The organism is Caulobacter sp. DMC95 (assembly GCF_056313785.1).
Map to the genome: position 1 here is coordinate 49,390 of NZ_JBQUZP010000007.1, position 21,593 is coordinate 70,982.

At 64.7% G+C, this 21,593-nt stretch carries 20 protein-coding genes and 1 pseudogene; 6 read left to right on the forward strand and 15 right to left on the reverse strand.

Features of this window, described 5'->3' with window-relative positions:
- Positions 1-36: 36 nt before the first annotated feature.
- The gene (locus ACT53N_RS15905; protein ID WP_476064817.1) at positions 37-1,329 is read right to left on the reverse strand and encodes a glycosyltransferase family protein; all 1,293 of its coding nucleotides are present in this window, start codon (positions 1,327-1,329) and stop codon (positions 37-39) included.
- Between the two features lie 173 nt (positions 1,330-1,502).
- Here ACT53N_RS15905 and ACT53N_RS15910 point away from each other — a divergent pair, with 173 nt between their 5' ends.
- Positions 1,503-3,038, forward strand: a complete 1,536-nt coding sequence (locus tag ACT53N_RS15910) for a methyltransferase regulatory domain-containing protein (RefSeq protein ID WP_476064818.1) — start codon at positions 1,503-1,505, stop codon at positions 3,036-3,038.
- Positions 3,039-3,607: 569 nt separating this feature from the next.
- Here ACT53N_RS15910 and ACT53N_RS15915 read toward each other — a convergent pair.
- The 3 genes from ACT53N_RS15915 to ACT53N_RS15925 form a co-directional block, all read right to left on the reverse strand.
- Positions 3,608-4,357: a DUF599 domain-containing protein gene (locus ACT53N_RS15915; RefSeq protein ID WP_476064819.1), complete on the reverse strand. Its 750-nt coding sequence runs from the start codon at positions 4,355-4,357 to the stop codon at positions 3,608-3,610.
- A gap of 153 nt (positions 4,358-4,510) precedes the next feature.
- Positions 4,511-5,944, reverse strand: coding sequence for an MFS transporter (locus ACT53N_RS15920; protein ID WP_476064820.1), 1,434 nt, complete (start codon positions 5,942-5,944; stop codon positions 4,511-4,513).
- 62 nt (positions 5,945-6,006) lie between these two features.
- Positions 6,007-6,162 carry a DUF3309 family protein gene (locus tag ACT53N_RS15925; protein ID WP_310212998.1) on the reverse strand — a complete coding sequence of 52 codons (156 nt, stop codon included), beginning with the start codon at positions 6,160-6,162 and terminating at the stop codon, positions 6,007-6,009.
- A gap of 140 nt (positions 6,163-6,302) precedes the next feature.
- On the opposite strand from ACT53N_RS15925, the pseudogene ACT53N_RS15930 reads away from it, so the two are divergent.
- A pseudogene (locus ACT53N_RS15930) lies at positions 6,303-6,410 on the forward strand (hypothetical protein); the annotation flags it as partial.
- Between the two features lie 77 nt (positions 6,411-6,487).
- Here the strand turns inward: ACT53N_RS15930 and ACT53N_RS15935 are convergent.
- From ACT53N_RS15935 to ACT53N_RS15955, 5 genes are all read right to left on the reverse strand, one after another.
- Positions 6,488-6,880, reverse strand: a complete 393-nt coding sequence (locus ACT53N_RS15935) for a DUF983 domain-containing protein (RefSeq protein ID WP_476064821.1) — start codon at positions 6,878-6,880, stop codon at positions 6,488-6,490.
- Positions 6,881-6,939: 59 nt separating this feature from the next.
- Complete coding sequence (locus tag ACT53N_RS15940; RefSeq protein ID WP_012640119.1) at positions 6,940-7,077, reverse strand: entericidin A/B family lipoprotein; 138 nt, start codon at positions 7,075-7,077, stop codon at positions 6,940-6,942.
- 94 nt (positions 7,078-7,171) lie between these two features.
- Positions 7,172-7,600 (reverse strand): beta/gamma crystallin family protein, encoded by a 429-nt coding sequence (locus ACT53N_RS15945; protein WP_476064822.1) that lies wholly within the window; start codon positions 7,598-7,600, stop codon positions 7,172-7,174.
- A 12-nt stretch (positions 7,601-7,612) separates the two neighbouring features.
- Positions 7,613-8,224, reverse strand: a complete 612-nt coding sequence (locus ACT53N_RS15950; RefSeq protein WP_476064823.1) for a beta/gamma crystallin family protein — start codon at positions 8,222-8,224, stop codon at positions 7,613-7,615.
- An 85-nt stretch (positions 8,225-8,309) separates the two neighbouring features.
- Complete coding sequence (locus ACT53N_RS15955; protein ID WP_476064824.1) at positions 8,310-10,412, reverse strand: acylase; 2,103 nt, start codon at positions 10,410-10,412, stop codon at positions 8,310-8,312.
- 161 nt (positions 10,413-10,573) lie between these two features.
- On the opposite strand from ACT53N_RS15955, the gene ACT53N_RS15960 reads away from it, so the two are divergent.
- Positions 10,574-11,326 carry a class I SAM-dependent methyltransferase gene (locus ACT53N_RS15960; RefSeq protein WP_476064825.1) on the forward strand — a complete coding sequence of 251 codons (753 nt, stop codon included), beginning with the start codon at positions 10,574-10,576 and terminating at the stop codon, positions 11,324-11,326.
- Positions 11,327-11,341: 15 nt separating this feature from the next.
- Here the strand turns inward: ACT53N_RS15960 and ACT53N_RS15965 are convergent, their stop codons facing one another.
- On the reverse strand, positions 11,342-11,962 hold the full coding sequence (locus ACT53N_RS15965; RefSeq protein WP_476064826.1) for a glutathione S-transferase family protein: 621 nt from the start codon (positions 11,960-11,962) through the stop codon (positions 11,342-11,344).
- The gene (locus ACT53N_RS15970; RefSeq protein ID WP_476064977.1) at positions 11,959-12,135 is read right to left on the reverse strand and encodes a hypothetical protein; all 177 of its coding nucleotides are present in this window, start codon (positions 12,133-12,135) and stop codon (positions 11,959-11,961) included. The genes ACT53N_RS15965 and ACT53N_RS15970 overlap by 4 nt, the downstream gene beginning before the upstream one ends.
- A 63-nt stretch (positions 12,136-12,198) precedes the next feature.
- On the opposite strand from ACT53N_RS15970, the gene ACT53N_RS15975 reads away from it, so the two are divergent.
- Positions 12,199-12,774: a hypothetical protein gene (locus tag ACT53N_RS15975; RefSeq protein WP_476064827.1), complete on the forward strand. Its 576-nt coding sequence runs from the start codon at positions 12,199-12,201 to the stop codon at positions 12,772-12,774.
- Positions 12,775-12,819: 45 nt separating this feature from the next.
- Positions 12,820-13,599, forward strand: coding sequence for a protein NO VEIN domain-containing protein (locus ACT53N_RS15980; RefSeq protein WP_476064828.1), 780 nt, complete (start codon positions 12,820-12,822; stop codon positions 13,597-13,599).
- Between the two features lie 27 nt (positions 13,600-13,626).
- Here ACT53N_RS15980 and ACT53N_RS15985 read toward each other — a convergent pair whose 3' ends face one another.
- Positions 13,627-14,643 (reverse strand): hypothetical protein, encoded by a 1,017-nt coding sequence (locus ACT53N_RS15985; protein WP_476064829.1) that lies wholly within the window; start codon positions 14,641-14,643, stop codon positions 13,627-13,629.
- Between the two features lie 407 nt (positions 14,644-15,050).
- Here ACT53N_RS15985 and ACT53N_RS15990 point away from each other — a divergent pair, with 407 nt between their 5' ends.
- Positions 15,051-16,061, forward strand: coding sequence for a DNA cytosine methyltransferase (locus ACT53N_RS15990; RefSeq protein WP_476064830.1), 1,011 nt, complete (start codon positions 15,051-15,053; stop codon positions 16,059-16,061).
- Between the two features lie 22 nt (positions 16,062-16,083).
- On the opposite strand, the gene ACT53N_RS15995 is transcribed toward ACT53N_RS15990, so the two are convergent.
- The 3 genes from ACT53N_RS15995 to lepA form a co-directional block, all read right to left on the reverse strand.
- A complete protein-coding gene (locus ACT53N_RS15995) occupies positions 16,084-17,292 on the reverse strand; it encodes a PP_RS20740 family protein (protein WP_476064831.1) in 1,209 nt (402 codons plus the stop codon).
- Positions 17,289-19,295, reverse strand: coding sequence for an ATP-binding protein (locus ACT53N_RS16000; RefSeq protein ID WP_476064832.1), 2,007 nt, complete (start codon positions 19,293-19,295; stop codon positions 17,289-17,291). The genes ACT53N_RS15995 and ACT53N_RS16000 overlap by 4 nt, the downstream gene beginning before the upstream one ends.
- Before the next feature lie 335 nt (positions 19,296-19,630).
- Positions 19,631-21,439 carry a translation elongation factor 4 gene (gene lepA, locus ACT53N_RS16005; RefSeq protein ID WP_476064833.1) on the reverse strand — a complete coding sequence of 603 codons (1,809 nt, stop codon included), beginning with the start codon at positions 21,437-21,439 and terminating at the stop codon, positions 19,631-19,633.
- Positions 21,440-21,593 lie beyond the last annotated feature (154 nt).

The following is a 21,593-nucleotide window of genomic DNA, read 5'->3' on the forward strand; positions in this document are numbered from 1 at the left end:
ACACTGCGCCGCTTGGCGGCGCGACCGCACGTGCGGTCAGCCCTGCTTGGGCAGTAGTGTGTTCAGCATAGCCAGCCAGCCAGCGCGATTGAACGAAACATGCTGATTGCGTGTTGTGGCCTCCGACCAAGCCGCGCGCAGCGTTTCGGTCTGAATGAGGTTGGCGAGCTTTTCGGCGGCGTCGGTGATATCAGCCTCGGCCCAGCGTCCGCCACGATAGATGGCGCCGTCCCCTTCGACGGGAACCAGATCGTAGTCCACGAGTCCACTCGCCGTTGGGTCCATGAACTCGACGTTGGACGACCATCCCGTCGCCACCACCGGCTTGCCCTGCCAGATGCCTTCAGCCAGCAGAAGGCCATAGCCTTCGGAGCGGTGAAGCGAGAGGATTATATCGACGCTCGCAGTCAGCGCGGTCATATCTGCGCTCGACAAGTTCTCGGTCATCAGGCGGACGCTTCGATCGGCGGCGACCTCCTCGGTCAATCGGCTAAATGTCTCCGGGTAGAGCTCCGCGCCCACTACCTTGCAAATCAGGATCGCGGCGTAGTCGCAACGCCGGTTCGCCTCCCGAAAAGCCTCTAAGGCGGCGCGAGGATTTTTTCGTTGAGCCGTAGACCGCAGGTCGAACGCCATGAAGACGATGACTTTATCTTCCGGGAGCGCGAAGCGCGTCCGATCCGGATGTGCGCGATCGTTGAGAAAGATGGGGTAGGGGACGGCGGACACGCGCACGCGCTTGGGTGCGAGTTTACGGATGGCGTCCGCAGCGAACTCCGACGGCGTCCAAACCTCATCGACAAGATCAAAAGCCGGCGCCCAGTCGCGGGGAGCTTCTTCCAACTCCCAGGCCCAATAGCCGATATGGCGGCGCCCCGCCAAAAAGCGGCCCTCCGTGGCGATCGCCCAGCGCAGAAGTTCAGGCGGATTGATATGGGAGACTACCGTACCGCGCTCCGCGCTCGTAGGACCAGGCGTTGTAACGGGGAGCTGGATGGGGAGGCCGGCCATCTCTGACAGATCCAGGGCTCGCAGCGGCCGACCAGCGTCCAGGAAGCCCCGCGCCAGGCTGCGGGCGCCTTCTCCAAGGCCGTGCACCGCGCCAAGATAGCCTACGATCGTGATCGGATCTGACAGCGCGCGGTCGAAGGATCGGGCCCGACGCTTGGCGCGATTGAACGCTGTCCGCCGCCTGCGATCATCGCTCAACTGGTTCCAAGCTTGGACCGTCCCGGACAGCGCTACGCTCGGCGCTTGAACAGCAAGGTGTGCGGCTCTGCGGAGCGGTTCAGGGAGGTTGCGCCAGGCGGCGAGCAGGCGAGGCTTCATGAGGACGCCGGAGAAAGGCCGGGTGAGTACTGTCGGCGCGCAACTCTATAGCGGGAGTCATCGGCATAGCGCCATCAAAAGCCGGGCCTTGTTGCAGGCCCGACTTCACGACCTTGCTCAGGCGTCGCGTTCCATGCAGCAATGCCGCCGAAAGTGATTTGGGGGATCAGCGCGTGTCGACTGAGTGGAACGCTGGCTACGTTACGGACATCAACTATACGAGCGGCTACTACGCCGAACTGAACCCTCTGCGAACTCGCCTCCCGCTTTTGTTGGCGGGGTGCCAAGCCGCTCGCGTCGAAGCTGCATGCGAGCTGGGTTTTGGGCAGGGCCTCTCGGTTTCGATGCACGCGGCGGCTCAACCGGGCGTGCGCTGGTATGGCACCGACTTCAACCCTTCTCAGGCCGCCTTTGCGACGGACCTGGTGCGACTATCAGGAGTCGAGGCCAAGCTTTACGACGAGGCGTTCGCCGAGTTTTGCAATCGACACGATTTGCCAGACTTCGACTTCATCGGCCTGCACGGAATTTGGAGCTGGGTGTCGGACGAGAACCGTCACGTGCTTGTCGATTTCGTGCGACGCAAACTGAAGCCCGGCGGCGTGCTCTATGTCTCGTACAACACCCTCCCTGGCTGGGCCGCGTCGGCTCCGCTTCGCCACTTGATGAAGCGTCACGCCGAGGTGCTGAGTCCTCCGGGGCAAGGTTTGGTTGGGCGCACCGATGCAGCGATCGGTTACATTGATCAGTTTCTGGCGCTTGACCCGCTCTACGCCCGAGCTAACCCGTCGGTTGTGGAGCGGCTCAAGCAGATCAAGACGCAGAATCGGACCTACGTGGCGCATGAGTTCATGAATCGCGATTGGAACCCGATGTATTTCGCCGATTTTGAGTCTTGGATTAGCAAGGCCAAAGTTGGATACGCCGCTTCAGCGAACACTCTGGAAAGCCTTCCGGAACTGAATATGACCGCCCAGCAGGCTGAGTTCGTGCGCGCCGCGCCCGACAGCTCCCTGCGCGAAACCCTTCGCGATTTCTGCGTCAATCAGCAGTTCCGTCGGGACTACTGGGTCAAGGGTTTGCGTCTGATTGGAGGGCAGCAGCAGGTCAACGCGCTGCGCGACGAGCGTGTTGTGTTGGCGGTCGCTCGCGATAGCTTCCCGACCAAGGTCAGGGGCGCGATCACCGAGGCTCAGCTGAACGAAGGCATCTACGCACCGATCGCCGAATTGCTGGCCGACAATATGCCGCGCAGTGTCGGAGAAATCGCCGATGCGGTCGAAGGGAAGGGCGTGGCGTTTGGCCACCTCAGATCGGCGTTGGCGGTACTCTTCGGAACCGGCGTTCTTCAGCCGGCAGTGGCGTCTCATGACGTCGAGAAGGCCATGCCACACACGAAAGCGCTCAATCGAGCCATCGCGATGCGGTCTTGCACCGAAGGGGATATTGCCAATCTCGCCTCACCCGTCATGGGCGGTGGCGTCAGCGCGACGCGGTTCCATCAACTGTTCTGGCTTAGCAAGGAAACCGGCGGCGGAGGCTACCAGGAGTGGGCGGATTTTGCGTGGGCGCAGTTGCAGGCGCAGGGCCAGACCTTGACGAAGGAGGGCGACCGTCTGTCGCCCGAGGCCGCACGTGCGGAACTAAGAGAGCAGGCGCAAAAGTGGGGTAAGCAAGTTCTTCCGCTCTGGACTGCGCTGGGCGTCTAGCCATAACCGCCACCGCGCGTTTAGCGAGAGCCTGCCGGAGCCTAGTCAAACCGCTTGGGTGCTGTTCACCCGTTCATTTCGCTTCTGAGGAGAGAGATTTTTAAAAATTGTCGCCCGTTGTGTCTTTTTGGCACTATATAAATATTCTTCTTCAGTAGATCGCGTATTCGGAAAATTTTCTGGGCCTACAAAATGGCTTCGTGTTCTCAAAATTTCGCTGGGAACGCTTTGGTATGAACAGTTATAGCTGATAACCTCTTCAGGGAGGGGGCGGCATTTGATCTAGCTATCTCGATATTTGACGCCGGCGCCAAGAATCTGGCGCAAGGGGTCTAAGTATCGGAGGTTGTGTTCGGAAAACACGTCGAAGTTTCGGATTTCCAAGCTTCAAAGGTTGCGAACCGGCGCCGGTTAAGATATGTAGGGAGGGTCTACCCACAAGACTTCCCATTGGCCCCGCCGGAGACCGCGTCTCCGGCGGGGCTTATTGCATCTGGGGGCGTCGGCTCGCGCTGATGACAACGCGAGCGATCAGGCCTCGTTCCTACGGTCCGGCTTTGAAGTCCTGGTCAGACGCGATCGTCGGGCGGCGTCGAGGCCGTGCGGCTCAGGTGTGGGCCGTGCACGACCGGTTGCCGCTCCAGGATCTGCCGCACCTTGCGAACCGCCACCGAGGCCCGGCTGCGGCGTTGCCGCCAAAGCAGCAGAAGCATCGCGCCGAGCGTGGCGATCAGGAAGGGCAGGGGGCCCAGCAACCAGACCGCCGCGGCGAGGGCGAAATAGTAGGCGCGGACGCCCGCGTTGAAGGCCGACAGCGCCGGGTTCAGGATGCCCCCCGCCGCTTCGGCGTACTCCGCCAGGACGGCGCTGGGCGCCCACATCGGCGTGGCCCCGATCGCGGCCAAGCAATAGTTCATCTGACGGATCGACCAGATGAAGTCCAGCAGGCCCCGGGCCAGCGCGATCAGCACAAGGCCAAGCTTGATCTGGAACATCAGCGGCGTGGTCTTGGCCAGTACGGCCAAGCCTTCGACGCTCTTCAAGGCGTTGTCGCCCCCGAACAGCACGCCGGCGGCGGCGGCGATCAGGATCAGGTTCGAGGACGCGAAAAAGCTCGCCGAATTGATCGCGTGACCCAGGAGTTGACCGTCGAGCAGGGCGATTTCGCGGACGGCCATTTCCTGCATCCACCGTCGGCGGATCACCGTCATGTCGGTGTTGAGCACGCCGCCCGCCTCGCCCAGGCGCTTGAGCATCGGCTCATACAGCAGCCAGCAGCAGGCGAAGACGGTCAGGACGATGATGTCGAGCAACGGCATGGCGCCACCCTAGCCTCGGGCGAAGAGTCGGAAAACCGGCTTAGAGCCTCGCGCGTCAAAACGGACTCGTTTTGACGCGATAACGAGGCTCTAAAATCAAACACTTAGAGCGTGACTTGCGCCGAAACCGGTTCCCACTTTCGGCGTCACGCTCTAGTCCTCGTGGATCAGGCTATGTCGGCTGGTGTCCTTCAGGATGATCGAACAGACCAGCCCGATGGTCATCACAGCAGCGACATAGACGTAGAAGGTGCTCTCCAGATTCTCGTGCTTGAAGGCCAGGGCGACCATCTCGGCCGTCCCGCCGAACAGCACATTGGCCAAGGCGTAGGGCAGGGCCACGCCCAGGGCGCGGATTTCGGCCGGGAACATCTCGGCCTTCACCACGGCGCTGATGGAGGTGTAGCAGGACTGGAAGGCGACGCCGGCGAGGATCAGGGCCAGGGCCACGCCGACCGAGTTGGTCTGGCTGATGGCGCTCATGATCGGCCAGACGGTCAGGGCGCCGCCGCCGAAGGCGACGATCAGCATGGGCTTGCGGCCGAACCGGTCTGACAGCCATCCCGCCAGCGGCTGCATCAGCATGAAGGCGATCAGGCTGAGCGCGCTGATCTCCGAGGCCTGCGCCTTGCTGAAGCCCGCCGTGTTGACGAGGAACTTCTGCATGTAGGTGGTGTAGACATAGAAGGTCAGCGACCCGCCGGCGGTCAGGCCCATGATCAGCAGGCTCTCGCGCGGGTGGCGGCGGATAAGCGGCACGATCAGCGATACGAAGAACAGCACCAGGAACGCTGCGCCGAGATACTGGCCGGCCTTGGCCAGTGGGCCGCCCATCAGACCGATGACGCCCGAGGCGATGGTCAGCGACAGGAAGGCGGCGGCGCTGATGATCTGTCCGCGCGACAGGGTCTCGCTCTGGACGGGGCGCTTGAACGAGACGCTTTCCTCCAGGCCGCGCCGGATCCAGAACACCACGACCGCCAGCAAGGCGCCGATGATGAACGGCACACGCCAGGCCCAGGCCTTCAGCGCTTCTTCGCCCAGGGTGCGTTGCAGGATGATCAGGACGCCCAAGGCCAACAACTGGCCGGCGATCAGGGTCACATAGTGGAAGCTTGACCAGAAGCCGCGGCGGGCCTTGCCGGCCATCTCGCTCATATAGGTGGCGCTGGCGCCGTACTCGCCGCCCACCGACAGGCCTTGCAGCACGCGGGCGAACAGCAGGATCGTCGGCGCCCACAGGCCGATGGTGTTGAAGTCGGGGGTGATGGCGATGATGAAGGCGCCGGCGCACATCAAAGACACCGAGACCGACAGCGCGGCGCGACGGCCGGCGTGGTCGGCGTAGAGCCCCATCAGCCAGGCGCCGATCGGTCGCGCGACAAATCCCAGGAAAAAGACCGCCGCCGCCTGCAGCAGCTGCACGGTCTGGTCGCCCTTGGGGAAGAAGGCGGGCGCGAAATAGAGGGTGAAGGCGGCGTAGGCGAACCAGTCGTACCATTCGACTAGGTTGCCGGCGGAGCCGCCCAGGATCGCCCTGGCCCTGGCCAGCGGCGTGAGGCGCCTGGCCTCGGTCGTCGCCGTCATATGATCTCCCCCTCCGCTTGGAGGGGGAGATTAGGCGAACGCCGGATCAGAGCAAGGCGGGCTTAGAGCCTGCCCATCAAGACCAGGATGATGATGATCACCAGGATCAGGCCAAGGCCCCCGCTGGGGAAGTAGCCCCACGAGCGGCTGTGCCCCCACGTCGGCAGCGCGCCGATCAGGGCCAGGATCAGGAGAATGATGAGAATCGTGCCGAGCATGGTGCGAAGGTTCCCTCCGAGCCCGCGTCAGCCACCGTGGCGATGCGGGGTCATGCGATCGGAATTCGCGGCCCCGCTTGTCGGTTCCGAGCCAAAAGGTTCCCAGCTTTTTTGCTATCGACGCTGAGCATCGTGCGCTTATGCGGATGGCGATCCTCGTCCTTCGACAAGCTCAGGATGAGGATTTTGTGCGAACCGAAGCCAACAGTCGTCCTCACCCTGAGCTTGTCGAAGGGCGAGGGCGGCTCCCACCGCGCCATCAAGACGCGCGGTTGAAACATCAGGTTGGAGCTCACGGCCTGACGAAGTCAGATCGTGACATGTTCTAGGAGGGCGCGTCCTCGGCCTTGCGGATCTTGATGGCCCAGAGCGTGCCGATCACCGCGCCCTTCACGCGCGGCAGGGTCAGGAGCGTCAGCGCCGTAAGCGGGATCAGGACCACCGGCGCCACGATCCAGGGCGAGGCCTCCCAGATCCAGGAGAAGAACAGCATCGGCGCGATGATGACATGGCCGACGAGGAAGATCGTGAAATAGGCCGGGCCGTCATCGGCCGGGTAGAGGCCCAGCTCGTGACCACAGGCCTCGCAAACGGGCGACACCTTCAGATAGCGACGGTACAGCCGGCCGTCGCCACAGTTGGGACAACGGTGGCTCAGGCCGCGCTTGAGGCCGGTAAGCACGGAGGTGGTGGGCTGGTCTTCGGACATGGCGTCCATATGCGCTCGCGGCGACGGCTAGAAAAGGGCGACCAGCCGTCGCATGAGGCGGTAAGGTCTTAGTGCTTGGCGTCGCGCGCGGCGCCGCTGACGGCCTTGCCGGCGGCCGAGACATCGCGGCCCACGCCCTCGATCGTGTTGCAAGCCGAGACGAGCAGCGCCGACGCGGCGACGGCGAGAACGACGAACTTACGCATGTTGGGAACTCCACTCGTTCGCGAGGCTGGCGGACCTTAGCCGTACGCCGCACCGAGCTTCAAGAGCTGGGCGCGGCGTTTGACGATGCGCGGTTCAGCGAACCCGGCGGACCGAGCTGAAGCGGTCGTTCTGCCGATTGGGCAACACCCCGACGTCGTAGTCGTAGACCCAGCAGCGACCCTGGAAATAGGCGTGCTCGCAGAACTGCCAGGCCCCGCGCGAAATCCGCATCGACGAGGCGCGGTCGTTGAAGCCGATGCGGGCCAGATCCGGCATGTCGCTCCGGATCGGGCGGGCGTCGCCATAGAAGTCGCGGTGCTCGAACAGCACGATCCCGCCGCCGCTCCAGCGGTCGCGGCGATCGTCTCGTCGGTCATCCCGGCGATCGTCGCGGCGGTCATAGCGATCATCCCGCTGGTCGTAGCGATGATCGCGGCGGTCCCAGTCGCGGTCCTGGGCCAGGGTTTCCGTGGTCAGCAGCGCCAGGGCGCCGCAGGCGATGACAAAGGCGGTCTTGCGCATGGCCTTGCCTCCTTAGCGAACGCGACGGATCGAGCTGATGGCGTCGTTCCATTCACGCGGAAGCGTGAACTGGTCGGCGTCCAGGCGGCTGCAGCGGCCCTGATAGTTGGCGTGCTCGCAGATCTCCCACTTGCCGCGGACGATGCGGATCGACGAGGCCTTGTCATTAAAGCGCGCGACGTCGAGATCGGGCGTGTCGCCCATCACCTCGTAGACGCGCCCTTGGTAGCCGGTGTCCTCGAACATCAGGATGTCGCCGCGATAGCCACCACCGCCATTGCCGTAGGGGGGGCGACCACCGCCGCCGTTCCAGCCACCGCCGCCCTGGCCGGGGCCGACAATGCCGGCGCATTGCAGGCGGCCGTCGCGGTTCTCCAGGCCCTGTCCTCCGCAGTCCCGGGCGCGGGCGCTGCTCCATTCCCAGCCGCCGCGATCGGTCTGGCAGCGCGCCCAGACCTGGCCGTTGAAGGCCGTGATTTCGCGGCATGAGCGGGTGTAGGAGCCGCGCGGCGGGTCGTCATAGCGGCCGTTCCAATAGGGGGCCTGGGCCGCAGCTGAGCCGGCCATGCCCAGAGTAGACAGGGCCAGAACGGATAGGGCCGCGAGCGCGAAGGTCTTACGCATGATGTTCCCCCAACTGAGGCTTGGTCGTTGATGGCAGCTAACCGCTCGGCAACTGAACGGCGGCTGAACGGCTCAGCTCAATCGTTCAGCGTTCGCCGGGGCGATAGTCGACCTTGATGTGGCCCTTCAGCTGCGCCTCGGTGAACCGCACGGGCTTGGTTTTCATCCCCACGAACAGCGGCGTCTGGTCCGCATAGTGCGGCGAGGCCGCATCCAGCGTCGCCGAGCCGAATTGGTGGATGCTCTCAGATCGCAGCGCGCCGGCCTTGTCCCAGGTCACGAACATCACGAACGTGTCGCCGCCGTCGGCGGTGGTGGTCCCGTCCTTCTGCGGCTTGCCCCAGACCGAGCGGAAGGTGTCGGCCGCGCCGTCGATCGGCAGATCAACCTTGCCGCGCCGGATCCGATTGACCTCGCCCCACTCGGGATCGAGGCGGCCGAAATGGGTCTTCAGGGTCTTGATCGCCGCGCGCAGGCTGTCGATCGGCGTGGGGGCCGGATCGCCGTTGGAATGGGCGAACAGGATCGGCTGGCTCATCAGGGCGACCAGGGCCGCACCGCGATTGGCGCGATCGGCCTTATTGTCCCACGCGCGCAGGATGCGCTGGGCCTGCGCCAAGTCCGCGTCGCCCTTGGGATCGACCGCCAGCACCTCGCGCACCATCGCCATGACACTGGACCGGTCGCTGAAGGCGACGTCGTACTTGTAGGCGCGGAAGCTCGCGTCAGTCAGCGCGCGGTCGGCGCCGAACGTCTCCAGCGCCCGCCAGGCGCGGTTGGTCATGTTGGTCTGCAGGCCCATCGACGCTGGGAAGTCCGCCGGCTTGAGGTTATCGGCCGCCTCGCTGGCCTCGAAGGGCGTGTTGTTGGAATTGAACACCAGGCCCGACTTGGGATTCCACAGCTGCGGGCTGTTTTCCACCGGCCGATAGCCTTGCCAGATCAGGTCGGAGCGATCGCCCGGCAGCACGCCGCTCCAGTCGGCCTGCGCCGTTCGGTTCGGATACTGGCCGTTGTGAACGAAGCCGATATTCCCGGCGGCGTCGGCGTAGACATAGTTCAGGCTGGGAATGGCGTGGGTGGCCATCGCGGCGCGCCACTCCTCCATGGTCCGCGCCCGGTTGAGCCGCCAGTACTGCAGCGGCTGGCGCCATTCGCCCATGCCGGCATACCGGATGGCGAAGACGCCATGGTCGGTCTCCAGCACCGGCCCGTGCGCCGAGCGCAGCACGGCCTTGCGGACCGGCAGCACGATGGGGCCAAGCAACTTCACGCGCAGAGTGACATAGCGCTTGTCGAAGTCCTTCCACTGGCCGTCCAGCCTGTACTGGTTCTTGTTCGCCGGGTTGATGGTCAAGCGATAGACGTCGACGAGGTCAGGCTTTGAGACCGTATTGGCCCAGCCCAGGGTGGCGTTGTGGCCATGCAGCATGAAGGGCGAACCGGGGAAGAAGCCGCCCGCCACATGCCAGCCTTCGCCGCTCTGCACGACAGCCTCGTACCAGGCGACAGGACCAGTGTAGGGCTGGTGGGAGTTCACGAGCAGCCGCGTGGCGCCGTCAACGCTGCGCGAGGGGGCGGTGGCCAGGCCGTTCGACCCCTTGGGCGGTGGTCCCTTCTTCGCCGGCGCGGTGATCCGGCGCAGTTCGCCGTCCAGGCCGTAGAAGAAGGGCTGCTTGAAGATGAAGCCCGCCGCGACGTCCTTGCCGGTGACCGGCAGCAGTCCGGGCCTAGCCTTCTCCGGATGCCGGGCGACATAGAGGCTGACCCCGTCGGCATAGGCTTCCATGATCGCCCGAAGCTCGGCGGGCAGCTCGGCGTAGCGCCTGTCGACCGTGGGCCAGACCTCCAGCAGCGAGACGACATAGTCGGTCGGTGCGGCGCTGACGCCCTTGCTGCGCGCCAGGACGCCGCGCGTGGCCAGCACCACGTCCTGCAGCGTGTCGAAGTCGTCCTCGCTCTGGGCGTAGCCGAGGCCGAAGGCGGCGTCGGCGTTGGTGCGTCCCAGCACGTGCGGCACGCCCCATTCGTCGCGGCGGATGCGCACGTCATAGGCCTTGGCCTTGTCGAGCAGCGCTTGCCGGTTGGGAGCTTTCGGCAGGCTTATGCGATCGATAGCGACCAGCGAGACGGCCGCGATCACCACAAGCGCCAGCAGTCCGCCGATACCGCGTAGGATCCACTTCATCCCCAATCCCCCCGTATTCTTCGTTGGCGAGGATCATGAGCGCCGGGGCCGGTGGTGGAAAGAGCAGGGTTTGGCCAAACCTTGCTGAAACTTCATGATAACGTCGTTCTGCGAGCGCCGACGACCTGCTACCAAAGGGGCGACATCAGGGGAGGCGCGCGATGGCTCGCAAGTTCATGGTTCCGGCCTTGGCCGTTCTGGCGTTCGCCGTCTCGGCTCCGGCGATGGCGCAGGTTCCTGCTCACATCGCGAAGGCGGTCGCCGATCCCTCGCGTCCCGCCGCCGAGACCGCGCGTGACGCCGCCCGCCATCCCGGCGAGATCCTGGCCATGGCCGAGCTGAAGCCCGGCGACACCGTCGTCGATTTCGTCATGGGCGGGGGATACTTCACCCGCATCATCTCCGGCGCCGTAGGCCCGCAAGGCGTGGTCTACGCCTACCAGCCCGCCGAGTTCATCAAGTTCGCGGCCCGCTATGGCGAGAGCCTCAAAGCCGTGACCGCAGCCTTGCCCAACAGCAAGCCGCTCGACGGCCCGATCATCGCGCTGGACCTGCCGGACAATGTCGACGCGGTGATCACCGTGCAGAACTACCACGACATGCACCTGAAGCCGTTCCCGACGGATACCGCCGCCAAGGCCAACGCCGAGATCTTCAAGTCGCTGAAGCCGGGCGGCGTCTTCCTGGTGGTCGACCATTCCGCCGTCGCCGGCTCGGGGATCACCGCCGCCGACACCCTGCATCGTATCGACATCGCCGCGGTCAAGCAGGCGGTCGAGGCGGCCGGCTTCAAGCTGGAGGCCGAAAGCGCCTTACTGGCCGATCCGGCGGATGCGCGGACCATCAACGTCTTCGACCCCGCCATTCGCGGAAAGACCGATCAGTTCATCCTGAAGTTCCGCAAGCCGAAGTAACCGCTCAACAGGCGGTCACGGCACGTCGGGCAGGCTCCACGCCGCAAAGGCCGGCCGCGTCTTCAGGCGTGCGAAGTAGGCGGCGATGGCTGGGCGTGTCTCGCGCGGGATCGGGCTGCCCAGCCAGCGGTGGATGGACAGGCCCAGCACCACGTCAGCCAGGGTGAAGGTGTCGCCGGCCACATAGGCGCCTGTTTCCGCAAGCCGGGCGTCCAGCACGCCCATGGCCGCGTTCCAGGCGGCGACGCTGGCCTCGATCTGGCGTGGATCGTCGAACCCCGGAAACTTTCGGACAAGGCCGCCGAAGGCGTAGCGCCAGGCCGCGTTCAGCTCCGTGGCCTGCCAGTCCATCCACTGGTCGACCAGGGCTCGCTGGCGGCGGTCGTCCGGAAACAGCGGCGTGCCCGCCGCCAGATAGCGGCAGATCGCGTTGCTTTCCCAAAGCGGCCCGTGATCATCGATCAGCACAGGTACCAGGGCGTTTGGGTTCAGAGTCAGGAAGCCTGGGTCGCGCGTCGACGCGAACCCTGCGCCCCAGTCCTCGCGCGCGTACTCAAAGCCCAGCTCGTCCAGGGTCCACAGAACCTTGCGGACATTGATCGAGGACGTGCGGCCAAGGACGCGCGGCGGCGTCACCGCGTCATCCAGGGCTTGGACTTGCCGGTCGGTGGGGCGGCGCTGGACCGCTCGACCTTGCCGCTGGAGGCCTTGGGGCCATGCCCGTGGCGGCCCTGGGCGGCCTTTTTCAGGCGCAGGGCGCGCTGCATCGGCGTCTCGCCGTCGGGGACGGTGTCGGTCTTGTCGGTCATCAGAGCGATGTAGGCCTCCGAAGGCGCCTTGAGAAGGCCGCGCTTGCCCGTCAGTCTGGAAAGATGTCGCTGCGTCACCCGGTTTCCGCCCTGATCCTGCTGACCGCCCTCAGCGGCGCGAGCGCCCACGCGCAGGTCAAGACCCCGCCGCCCGAGGGGCCCAACGCGGTCTCGCCGGTGCTGATCCTGCCGCCGACCCTGCCGCCCAAGCTGGTGTCCAGCTATCCGGCGCAGGACCAGGTGGTGGCTCCCGGCGTGCTGATCCTGAAGGTCGCCTTCGACCAGCAGATGTCGCCGACCGCGTGGAACTACGCCCCCGCCGCCGGCGCCGAGCCGCTGGACTGCGTGAAGACCCCGCGTTTGCTGGCCGACCAGAAGACCTTCGTCCTGCTGTGCCGGGTCCAGGCCAATCGGACCTACGGCGTCACCCTCAACGCCGAGCGGACGGGGGGCTTTGCGAACCTCGGCGATAACCCCGCCCAGACCGCCGTGCTGACCTTCAAGGTCGGCGCCGAGGCCCCCGTCACCACCCTGCGCCGGGCCATGACCGCGGCGGGCCTGAAGGACGACCAGACCCCCGTCCAGGACGCCCCGCCCTTGGCCCCGCGCGCGACCGCCGCCCCGGCCGTCGGCCGCTAAGCTTCGCCGCTGGCGCAGCGCGCGCGGCTAACGCATCATCGCCCCATGACGGGGGAATCGGGCGGACGCGATTGGACGGGGGCGGACCTCGCGGTGGTGGTGGGCGACTACATCGCCCAGCTGGAGAAGACGCTCGTCGGCAAGCCCGTCGACCGCGCCGCCCACGACCGCACCGTCCGCTTCGTCACCGGCAAGGCCGACGGCCCGATCAGCTGGAAGCAGGGCGAGATCTCGGCGGTGCTGTCGCTGATCGGCCTGCCGATCCTCAAGGACCAGCCGCCGCGCTGGGCCTATGACGACGCCCTGCTCGACGCGGTCGAGGAGCAGCTGGCCGCCAAGCCCGCCCTGCTGGCCGCCGCTGTCCGCCCCGCCGCCCTGTTCGCCGCCCCCAGCGCCATCCCGCTTATCGAGACCGCGCCGCCCAGGCCCATGCCGATGACCGAGCGCCTGATCCAGGCCATCCAGCGGTTTGACATGGGCGGCCGCGAGGCCGACGACCGGTTCCTGAAGGGCCTGGGGATCGCCAGCGTCGTCGCCCACGAGGCCCGCCGCCTGTCGGATCGCGGCCGCCCGGACCTGGCCGGCGCCATCCGCCCCGCGCGTGGCGGCGACCCCGAGGGCTGCGACGTCATCAGCTTCGGTCTCGACGAGATCCCGCGCCTGATCGTGGTCAAGGCCACCCTGGCCGGCGAGGTCGCCCCCTTCGGCCTCTCCCAGGCCGAGTACGACCTCGCGAAAGCCCAGCCCCACGCCTTCCGCATCCGCCGCGTCTACGACCTCCTGGGCAAGGGGCGGTTCTACCGGCTCAAGCCGCCGTTCGGGTGAGGCGAGGGGGAGGGGACGGGCGTTGCTCTAGCGTCGCCGTCCGTATCGCACCGCCCCGCGCGGCGGCTCGGCCGGCGGCAGGGGCGTGGCCTCCTTGGCCAGGTCCTTGCGCGAGGGGTAGGGCGGACGCGGCGGCGGCCAGGTGCGCGCGGGCAGCTTGCGGGCCGGCTGCGGCGTCGGGCCCGTGAAGTCCATGGCCGCCAACTCCTGTTCGCGCAGCAGGCCCTCGGTGATGATCTCCGCGGCCTCCATCGCCTGGGGATCATCCTCGCCCAGATAGTCGCGGCGAAAGCGCCTGACCCGCCGCTTGAACAGGCCCGGCACGGTGTCGGGCTTCATCAGCATGGCCAGGGCGATCAGGTAGATCGAGCGGAACATGTAGGCCGTCTCGTGCTCGACCTGGGCCCGCGAGGGCCGCCAGTCGACAAAGCCGGTCATCAGCAGGCGCGCCCGCTCGGCGTCATAGGGCTCATCGCCGTCGGGCGCGCCGCCCGGAAACGACCCCAGCCCCTCCTCATCGGCCGAGGCCAGCCGCGTCAGCCGGTCGGCCAGGGTGGCCAGCCTCAGCGCCTCCTGGTCGCGCCCCGACTGGATCGCCGCCGCCAGCCGCGCCAGCGTCGCGGCCTTCAGGTCGGAGGGATCGGTCGACAGCGGCGGCGGCGGTGGAGGCGGGGACGCCCCCCGGCCCGACGCGGCGGCGAAGGCCGGATCGAAGGCGTCGAGGGCTTCGGCGTCGGCGTCCTCGTCGCCGGTCAGCCACAGCTCACCGGGCAGGGGCCCCGCGCCGCCCAGCGCCGCCCGCCGCGCGGCCTCCGCCTGCGCCTCGAACGCTGCGGCGTGCTCGCGCGCCACCTGGTCGCCGTGCCGCTTCTTGGTCCAGCCGCCCAGGCCCGCCCGGCGATAGATCGTGCGGGCCGCGACCTTCCACTTGGCCGACAACTCGTCGGCGGTCGCGCCGTTCTTGTACTCATCGGCGATCTGGGCCCACGAGTCCTCCGAGAGGCGGAACCAAGTGGGGCGGGCGTCGGGGTGCGATTTGCTCATGCCCCGAGGATACGGCCGTTCCGGACACCGGGGACGGCGCGGGGTGTAGGGCGGGGGCGGAGTGAGGGAATTCAGGGGGTTAAGTGCGGGAAGAGGTGGGGGTACTCAGCTCCCAGCCTCGAAAGAGAGTAAAGGTGCCATATCAATCTGAACGCATCTTCAAGATCATCGGCGCGAACTGGCTAGGCGGTCTAGGCTGTGGTTATAGGTCAGCTACCGGCGGTCTCCGCAGCGATGTCGGTTGTTTTGTCTAGAGTGGGGCAACGGCCCGCTGTATCAGCCGATCAGCTAAACGCATTAGATCGTCGGTTGGCATCGACGTGTCCGGAGTATGGCGTGAATCTCGGAATCTGCGATTTTCATTCCAGGATTGAATCTGGTGAGCCAGTACGTCTAGGAGTTGTATATTGCTGCTAAGCCTATTTTGCGGTGCTGGCGGACTCGACCTCGGCTTCGAACAAGCCGGCTTCAAGGTCGCGCTAGCGCTTGACCGAAAGAGCGACAGCGTCAGATCCTACAACCAGAACCGCAAGAAAGACGCCCGAGTCGCCCGGGTCCAGGACCTCGCTGGGATTACGGTCGAAAAGCTCGACAGCATCTACGAGGGCGAACTTCGGCCGACGGGCGTCATAGGCGGCCCTCCTTGCCAGAGCTTTAGCCAAGCTAACGTCAACCAGCGGGTGGATGACGCTCGGACCGCCTTGCCCCAGACCTTTGCCGATGTTGTTGCAGCGCTGCACGCCCGGCAGAAGCTGGATTTCTTCGTGATGGAGAACGTGGTCGGCCTGACACTAAAGAAGCACAGCGCCACCCTTGCCGCCGTCGAAGAGAAGCTAGATGCCGCAGGCTTTCTGACCGCGCGGCTAATGCTGAACGCCAAGGACCACGGTACGCCGCAAAACCGGCCTCGCCTGTTCTTGGTGGGCATCAACAGGGATCGGTTCCTTGGCGTGGATCCGGCGAAACTGAGCGTTCCGATGAAGCCGAAAAAGACCGTGCGCCAAACGATCGAGCACCTCCCCGACCCAGTTTACTTCGCGCGCGGCCTAGACATGGCGGCCCACGATGGCCACATCAACCACTGGTGCATGTTCCCGAAGTCACCCAAATTCAGCCAGGAAGGTGGCGTCCGGCCAGGCGTGAAAGGCCGCAGCTTCAAGATGCTGGAGTGGGACGAGCCTAGTATTGCGGTGGCCTACGGCCATCGCGAGGTCAATGTTCATCCCTCCGGCCGGCGCCGCCTTAGCGTCTATGAGGCTATGCTGCTGCAGGGCTTCCCGCCGACGTATGAGCTGCACGGGACGCTTTCGTCGCAGATCGATCAAGTGAGTGAGGCCGTTCCGCCTCCATTGGCGAACGCTGTGGCCAAGGCCGTCCACAAAGCGCTTTACGCGGACAAGCTCAAGAAGGCGGGCTAGCTCGCCGCAATTCGATGCGCGGCTATCCCGTCGCCTTGAACCGCTCCAGCTCCTCGCGCGCCCAAGCCTCATAGGCCTGCGCGCTGAACCTTGCCGACGACAGGAGCTTACTGGCCCCGACGATCAGCTTTTCCGCTAAGGTGACGTCGTCCTTCAACATCTGATCCAGATCCGCGCTAGCGCCTAGCCCCTGCGCCATCCGAATTGCCAGCTGCACTTCTGAGAAGGGATCCTGTGCCGCTGCCGGGCTGGCAGCGATGATGCCAAACTGGTCGTTCAGCACTTGGGGCGGGGTGTCGCACCGGAAGGCGAGCGACAGCATGTCGGGCCCATCAGGACCGACACGATAATAGTAGCTGCTAAGCAGCGTGAAATTCCGCGGTGGGGCTGCGTTGCCTAGCAGGGATAGGAGCCACTTCCCCAAGCCGGTACAAAACAGCCGCAGGAAATCCGGATCCTGGCTCTGCCACGCAGCGTCGAGCCGCGCGTCGAGTTCGTCAACGGATCCCGAGATGAGCTTGGCCAGCTCCGCTTTGAACTCCTCGCTGGCTGCTTTATTGGCGTTGATTGCGCCCATGAAGCCTTCACGAGTTCGATCCGAGACTAGGTTTGGCTGGGCCATCGTCGTTACGAACAACAGCCAAGGCGATGTCGTCTGGAGCTGAAGCTCCAGCAGTTTGCCGAGCACCCCCAGCGTGCTACCGCGCCGGTCGTCAGCATCCCGGTGCGTGATCGAGTCGCATAGATCGATATTGATCGCATGAAACGGGCCGTACTCGAGAGTGCGGCGGTACGCTGGGCTCAGGTCGTTCGCGACGGCCTCAAGCCGCTCCTCAAGCACGATCGAGAACGGGTCGATGCCCCCTAGTTCCCGCACTTCGCTTTGGGAGATGTTGAGCTCGGCCTGCCCAGGCGTACCCTTACCAACGCTGTTGAAGCCGAGATACTTCAGGGGGATGGACGCCCCGTTGCAGACTCCGCTCAGCGCCCGGACATCCAGCAGCTCGTTGCCTGGCAGGGTCAGGTAGCTGAAAGGCGTTCCGGGTGCCAGGTTCAGCTCCTTGATCAGCGACTTCGCGGCCGCGCACCATTGCTTGACCCGCACGAACTGTTTGCGCGGATGATGCCAACGCTCGAACTGCGTCTTGACCTTGTCGAACTCGCCGTGTTCCGGGACCGCGCCGAGATCGATGTCTTCCGGCGCTACTTCGTCCCCATGCTCCTCGCTCATTGGTCCTGGGCGTCCTCAAAAAAGACCGCGAGCAGAGCGCCGATGAGCTCATGCTGCCGCGCGTAGGGCATGTCCTGAAGTAGGCCAAAGCCGTCGAGAACTAGGGCGATGGCCTTCATTATCTGGGCGCGGTGTTCAGCCTCGTCTTTGGCTTGTCGCGCCGGTAGCGCTGGAAGGCGCGGTAGCTGTGACATATCGAGCGCCAGCACCCCGGAGCGGCGTAGCGCGGCCGCCTCGATCGGAGTGGGAACTATCTCGACTTCGGGCGGTGCCTCGTCCTGATCGCTACGTGCTCTTGCCCACGTCGATGCGGCAAATCGGCCAAGCTTATCCGTCGCCGCTATCCGGTCGATGTGTTTCTGGCCAGCGCGGATATCATCGCCTATGCCCTTGTGCGTATTGGCCAGCTGTCGAAGCGCGCGATGCACCCAGTTCGACACGATCTGATAGTGCGAATGGGCGAAGTTGAAAGACTCTCTGTCGATATTCAGCGCCGCATCTAGGCCTTCGCTGACGAAAATCTCAGAAGTGATCTGGCGAAGCCTAGTTTGCTCCGAGACCTGATACTTCATGAACGTATCGTCAAACAGTGCGCCACTGGAACCGTTTATTCTAATCAAAATCCCGTTGTTTTCCTTGGGGACAATCCTGGAATTCCAGAACAGGTAACCCTCGAATGCCAGGCTTCCACCTCGTATATTCTTGCTGACCTTTGACAGGTCCGGCTTATAGGATCCAACGAATAGCATGGGCTTAGACACGCCCTGCCTCTTGGCTGCCCAGTATTGGTAGCTGATGGGACGGCGAAGCTCGATTTGGTCAATGTAGACCGTGAAGCCGCCTGCTGAATCTTCCGCGCCAGCTTTTAGTCCCAGCGCCTGGCGCACCGTTTGGCCAGGCTGAAGAGGGACCGGATCGGCCCGGCCTCGGCCGATGTTCGAAAGCTTGAACACCAGAAGATTATCATCCGCGCCCAGGTCGAACGGATGCTTGCCCATGTAGCCAATTGGGGCTGACAGGCTTAGCGCCCAGATCGTTCCCAGATAGGTGTCTAGCGTCTTGGCTAGATCGGGCCTTCCTGTCGTGCTCCCGACTTGGTCCGCTACGCCCTGATAGAGCTTCTCGAACCTGACCTGCGGGGGATCATCAAGATTCCAAGGCAGGCTGGGCGGGACACGGAACGAGACTGACTCCTCGCCGTCCAGAGAGCTCGTCTCCGCAAATCCAATATGCCACGGTGGCGCAACGGCACCGGGGTCGCGCTCGCCGGCCGGCAGGCCTTCCTGCTCGAAGACATTCTCCCATCGGTCCTTCGAGCGAAGGATGTCCTTGGCTTTGGGCCGGACGTTCAGCAGGATAATTTCCGTGCCGTGTGAAGCCAGATCCTCGGCGGGCACCGAGACCACCTTCACTGTGCCCGATTCAAAGGTCCCATCCGAAGGCTCGTCGGATTCACTATAGGTCCGCAGGACAACGTCGGCGAAGAGTCGATGATCGGAGCCCGCGACCTTGGTGATGATCTGGAAGTGCGACGTCAGTTGGCTGACTGAAAACAGGCCGATGCCGATCTTGCCGATCAGCTTTCGCCCGTTTGGTGAGCGGTTCGGATCCTTCGCATCGGTGGTTCCGACCTTGGCACCGACGGTCGTCCGTTTTGAGCTGCCCCCGATGTGATAGATCATGCGGCCAAGGGCGTCCTCGTCCATCCCGTGGCCGTTGTCGCGAATGCGGATCTGCCTAAACCGCGGCGCGTCGGTATCGATGACCACCTGGGTTGCGTCAGCGTCATAGGCGTTGGAGATCAGCTCCCGCAGAGCCGATGAGGGCTGGCGGTAGATCCCGTCGGTGATACGGGCCAGCACCCGATCGTCCGTCGTCAGGGTCGCCGTCGCGGCGGTGCCAGAAGTTCGACTCTCCCGGATCGCAGTGACGAAAGCCGCTTCGTCCTTGCCAAGGTCCGGCCGGGCTATTGCCGGGGATGGTTCGCTGGTCTTTGACGGCATGGCTCTTGTAGTTTCCGTGCGCTAGAGTGCACTTTAGCTACTCATGGAAGGGTTTCAATCCTATGGTTGAAACTGGCCCCAAAGCGTAGCCTCAAGACGTCGCACATACGTTCGGTCAATACCAAGCTTGAGATCGTGGTCCGCCATCCCGTCCCTACGGAGCGGCATAGGGTTTCGGCTCTACTGCGGAGTACTATCCGGCACGCCTGATACAGTGATGAGCTGAGAGCAGCCCTTCCGAGCGTCTCGGGTCCTAGCAATGAGCCAAAAAACACCCCCGCCAGTCTCCCGGCGGGGGCGCTTCAAACCCAACAATCCGGCGCTAACCGCCCCGATCAATCCTCGTCCATCTTAAGCGCCGCGATGAAGGCTTCCTGCGGGATCTCGACCTTGCCGAACTGGCGCATCCGCTTCTTGCCTTCCTTCTGTTTCTCCAGAAGCTTCTTCTTGCGGCTGGCGTCGCCGCCGTAGCACTTGGCGGTCACGTCCTTCCGCAGGGCGCGGACGGTTTCGCGGGCGATGATGCGGCCGCCGATGGCGGCCTGGATCGGGATGACGAACATGTGCTGGGGGATGAGCTCCTTCATCTTCTCGCACATGCCCCGGCCGCGGCTTTCGGCGCGGCTGCGGTGGACCAGCATCGACAGGGCGTCGACGGGCTCGCTGTTGACCAGGATCGACATCTTGACGAGGTCGCCGGGGCGGTAGTCCTCGAGCTGATAGTCGAAGCTGGCATAGCCCTTCGAGATCGACTTCAGGCGGTCATAGAAGTCGAACACCACCTCGTTCAGCGGCAGATCGTAGACGACCATGGCGCGGCTGCCGACATAGGAGAGCTCGCGCTGCATGCCACGGCGGTCCTGGCACAGCTTGATGACGCCGCCGAGATATTCGTCGGGAGTGAAGATCGTGGCCTTGATCCAGGGCTCGGCGATCTCCTCGATCTGCATGACGTCGGGCAGGTCGGCCGGGTTGTGCAGCTCGATCTCGTCGCCGTTGCGAAGCTTGATCTTGTAGACCACCGAGGGGGCGGTCGCGATCAGATCAAGGTCGAACTCGCGGGAGAGACGCTCCTGGATGATCTCCAGGTGCAGGAGGCCGAGGAACCCGCAGCGGAAGCCAAAGCCGAGGGCGGCGCTGGATTCCATCTCGTAGGTGAAGCTGGCGTCGTTGAGGCGCAGCTTGCCGACGGCGGCGCGCAGGTCCTCGAAGTCGGCGGCGTCGACCGGGAAGAGGCCGCAGAACACCACCGGGACCACTTCCTTGAAGCCCTTGAGGGCTTCGGCGGTGGGCTTCTTTTCGTCGGTGATGGTGTCGCCGACGGCGGCGTCGGCCACTTCCTTGATCGAGGCGGTGAAGAAGCCGACCTCGCCGGGGCCGAGGTACTCGACGTCGGTGGCCTTGGGCGTGAAGACGCCGACCTTGTCGATGCGGTGGGTGGCGCCCGTTTGCATCATGCGGACCTGCTGGCCGGCCTTCAGGCTGCCGTCGAAGATGCGCACCAGCACGACGACGCCGAGATAGGCGTCGTACCAGGCGTCGACCAGCAGGGCCTTGAGCGGCGCGTTCGGGTCGCCCTTGGGCGGGGGCAGGCGGGTGACGATGGCTTCCAGCACGTCGGGGATGCCGACGCCCGTCTTGGCCGAGCACTCGACGGCGTCGGAGGCGTCGAGGCCAATGACGTCCTCGATCTGCGCCTTGACGCGGTCGACGTCGGCGGCGGGCAGGTCGACCTTGTTGAGGACCGGGACGATCTCGTGGTTGTTGTCGATGGCCTGGTAGACGTTGGCCAGGGTCTGGGCTTCCACGCCCTGGCTGGCGTCGACGACCAGGATCGAGCCTTCGCAGGCGGCGAGGGACCGGCTGACCTCGTAGGCGAAGTCGACGTGGCCTGGGGTGTCCATCAGGTTGAGGATATAGGTCTCGCCGTCGGCGGCCTTGTAGGAGAGGCGCACGGTCTGCGCCTTGATGGTGATGCCGCGCTCCTTCTCGATGTCCATGTTGTCCAGGACCTGGGCGCTCATCTCACGCGCGGTCAGGCCGCCAGTCGTCTGGATCAGCCGGTCCGACAGCGTGGATTTGCCGTGGTCAATGTGCGCAACGATTGAAAAGTTGCGGATCTTATCGAGAGGCGTCGAAGTCATGCGCGTGCGCATATCACATTTGCGCCGCTTCGCGAGGGGCGTTGCGGTCGCGGTGAGGGCGTGAGCGGCGGTTATGCTTAACCGCGCATTAAGTTTGGAGCCCCAAACCGGACGCAATGGCTTGCAACAGTGTTGCAAACAATCTGATCCGGAG

Bases quoted from the DNA above. Each gene is read 5' to 3' on its own strand.
- ACT53N_RS15970 (WP_476064977.1), bottom strand. From the start codon at position 12,135: ATGACCGACAAGACCGACACCGTCCCCGACGGCGAGACGCCGATGCAG.
- ACT53N_RS15925 (WP_310212998.1), bottom strand. From the start codon at position 6,162: ATGCTCGGCACGATTCTCATCATTCTCCTGATCCTGGCCCTGATCGGC.
- ACT53N_RS15955 (WP_476064824.1), bottom strand. From the start codon at position 10,412: ATGAAGTGGATCCTACGCGGTATCGGCGGACTGCTGGCGCTTGTGGTG.
- ACT53N_RS15950 (WP_476064823.1), bottom strand. From the start codon at position 8,224: ATGCGTAAGACCTTCGCGCTCGCGGCCCTATCCGTTCTGGCCCTGTCT.
- ACT53N_RS15920 (WP_476064820.1), bottom strand. From the start codon at position 5,944: ATGACGGCGACGACCGAGGCCAGGCGCCTCACGCCGCTGGCCAGGGCC.
- ACT53N_RS15975 (WP_476064827.1), top strand. From the start codon at position 12,199: ATGTCGCTGCGTCACCCGGTTTCCGCCCTGATCCTGCTGACCGCCCTC.
- ACT53N_RS15960 (WP_476064825.1), top strand. From the start codon at position 10,574: ATGGCTCGCAAGTTCATGGTTCCGGCCTTGGCCGTTCTGGCGTTCGCC.
- lepA (WP_476064833.1), bottom strand. From the start codon at position 21,439: ATGACTTCGACGCCTCTCGATAAGATCCGCAACTTTTCAATCGTTGCG.
- ACT53N_RS15945 (WP_476064822.1), bottom strand. From the start codon at position 7,600: ATGCGCAAGACCGCCTTTGTCATCGCCTGCGGCGCCCTGGCGCTGCTG.
- ACT53N_RS15940 (WP_012640119.1), bottom strand. From the start codon at position 7,077: ATGCGTAAGTTCGTCGTTCTCGCCGTCGCCGCGTCGGCGCTGCTCGTC.
- ACT53N_RS15905 (WP_476064817.1), bottom strand. From the start codon at position 1,329: ATGAAGCCTCGCCTGCTCGCCGCCTGGCGCAACCTCCCTGAACCGCTC.
- ACT53N_RS15995 (WP_476064831.1), bottom strand. From the start codon at position 17,292: ATGAGCGAGGAGCATGGGGACGAAGTAGCGCCGGAAGACATCGATCTC.
- ACT53N_RS15985 (WP_476064829.1), bottom strand. From the start codon at position 14,643: ATGAGCAAATCGCACCCCGACGCCCGCCCCACTTGGTTCCGCCTCTCG.
- ACT53N_RS16000 (WP_476064832.1), bottom strand. From the start codon at position 19,295: ATGCCGTCAAAGACCAGCGAACCATCCCCGGCAATAGCCCGGCCGGAC.
- ACT53N_RS15980 (WP_476064828.1), top strand. From the start codon at position 12,820: ATGACGGGGGAATCGGGCGGACGCGATTGGACGGGGGCGGACCTCGCG.
- ACT53N_RS15915 (WP_476064819.1), bottom strand. From the start codon at position 4,357: ATGCCGTTGCTCGACATCATCGTCCTGACCGTCTTCGCCTGCTGCTGG.
- ACT53N_RS15935 (WP_476064821.1), bottom strand. From the start codon at position 6,880: ATGGACGCCATGTCCGAAGACCAGCCCACCACCTCCGTGCTTACCGGC.